The sequence below is a fragment of the Methanoculleus sp. DTU007 genome (assembly GCF_001512385.1).
GTDB classification, from domain to species: domain Archaea; phylum Halobacteriota; class Methanomicrobia; order Methanomicrobiales; family Methanoculleaceae; genus Methanoculleus; species Methanoculleus thermophilus.
In genome coordinates, this window is record NZ_LFRO01000091.1 from 1 (window position 1) to 1742 (window position 1742).

General features: G+C 47.8%; 3 protein-coding genes. 2 read left to right on the forward strand and 1 reads right to left on the reverse strand.

From position 1 onward, the window contains the following. On the reverse strand, window positions 1–254 hold a 254-nt coding region (locus tag ACI94_RS09330; protein ID WP_286681355.1), incomplete at its 3' end, for a hypothetical protein. 169 nt (window positions 255–423) lie between these two features. On the opposite strand from ACI94_RS09330, the gene ACI94_RS09335 reads away from it, so the two are divergent. Further along, complete coding sequence (locus ACI94_RS09335) at window positions 424–885, forward strand: hypothetical protein (RefSeq protein ID WP_286681356.1); 462 nt, start codon at window positions 424–426, stop codon at window positions 883–885. A gap of 246 nt (window positions 886–1131) precedes the next feature. Then, window positions 1132–1742 (forward strand): hypothetical protein (locus ACI94_RS09340; RefSeq protein ID WP_286681357.1); only part of this gene is annotated, 611 nt, incomplete at its 3' end.

The window sequence follows — 1742 nt, forward strand, 5'->3', positions numbered from 1 at the left end:
ATGACGTCGCCTTCACACGGCGAAGTTCGCCGGTCCGAATCCGGCCGAGCCCATAATTCTTCCGTCTTTTCGGAAATAAGAACCAATCCGTGGTGCGTTACCTTTCGGAGTTCAAATATCGCCTTATCGAGCAATCGGGACGCATTAACTCCGATTCCCTTCAAATACTCATGATTCTCTGGATCGATTGATAAGTTCAATCGCGGCCTAACTCGGTGCAGTTTGCTTGTTTTCTTCTTTTCTCCGTTTTCCATGTTTCTTTTCTCCTGTCCGCACATGTGCGCACATGTGCGCACACTTTCGGGTTACCTAACTCTCTGTGCGGGCGGCTCTATAAAGAGGGGGTGCCACAGTCGGGCGGGGGGTGCAGGGGCCGCGCACAAATGAAAATGGACATATAGAGACGGACCGCTTCTCAATACTATGAATAAGAAGTTAATCGTCTTGCTGATGGTGCTTGTAATCGTGGCCTGCTGTTCGTCGGGTTGTGCTAAAATAGCGCCGAGGTTGGCGAAAATTCCCAGCAAGATAGACGCTCACACATCAACATATTCCGATTCGGATACGCTACCCTGGAACTGGATGCAAACATACGAATTATACGGAGAAAAGGGAACTGAATTCAAAATTCGTTATAAAGGAAATGCCCCTGTTGATTTGATGATACTAGATGCCCAAAATTACAAAATATATTGTCGCGCGATTGATAGTGGTAGGTATACGACTAAGATCAACGGCAAGTACTGGTTAAATAGGAATGAGGCAAACATCGCATTTACTCAACCAGATAACAAGCAGTATTACTTTGTTATTGACAATACAGATATATTTAGCAATGGTGCAAAATCGGGAAGATCTGTAGCGTATACTATAACTCTCTCTTAACTCTTTTTTGCACTTTCATACCGCACACGGTTACAGGTTTATTCGCCTAGAGTGTAGAGATTTCTCCAGGCTCGCCTATGACCTCAATGCACTATCAGAGCGATGTGCGGGCGCAGTCCTGGAACCTGAAGAACATAGGCGTGGAAGTGGTTTGGTAAAAGAGAGCCTTTGACAGTAATCAGGAGCACGAGGCCGCGCGCAAATATAAATGGTTATATGGGTGCGGTCCGATTTTCAATTCATTGTATGGCTAAGGATATCGAACCCTACGTGGTGCCGCATGAGTCTATCTGCATTAACGGGGTGTGGTATGACGTCGAAAATGCTTACCACTGGGTGATAGGTGGACAGGAGTATATCTGGCTTGAAGACCAGTTGTACGAATTACATGGTGCTTTCCTGGGCGACCCGGTGGACTTGCCTGATGATGAACCGGATGAGGTGCCGGATTATCCACAGTATGAACCGCCGCCGCGATCAGGGGGCTGGGGGTCTACCATCGTCACGGTTTTGATCATCCTCTTCGTTGTGGGAGCTGGACTGAAAGTTATGAAGGTGCTTGACCATGTCGACGATGCGATCAGTAGGGCAGAAGCCTCTGTTCCTTCATCTGTAGTCGCAGTGGGGACAGCGACCCCGAAACCCACCTCTGCGCTCATCCAGAAACCGACCCAGTTGGCAACACCGAGGCCTACCCGCACTCCTGTAACATCAACCTGGGATACTCGAGCTTCTGAAATAGTCGAAGCAATGGACTACACAAATCCTACAACGCGTGATTTTGCGTTGACTTTGATTGATCAAAGTCACAGTGGGAGTTATAACATCGCGCAGATATGCGATATGTGGGAAAAGAT

Bases quoted from the DNA above. Each gene is read 5' to 3' on its own strand.
- ACI94_RS09335 (WP_286681356.1), top strand. From the start codon at position 424: ATGAATAAGAAGTTAATCGTCTTGCTGATGGTGCTTGTAATCGTGGCC.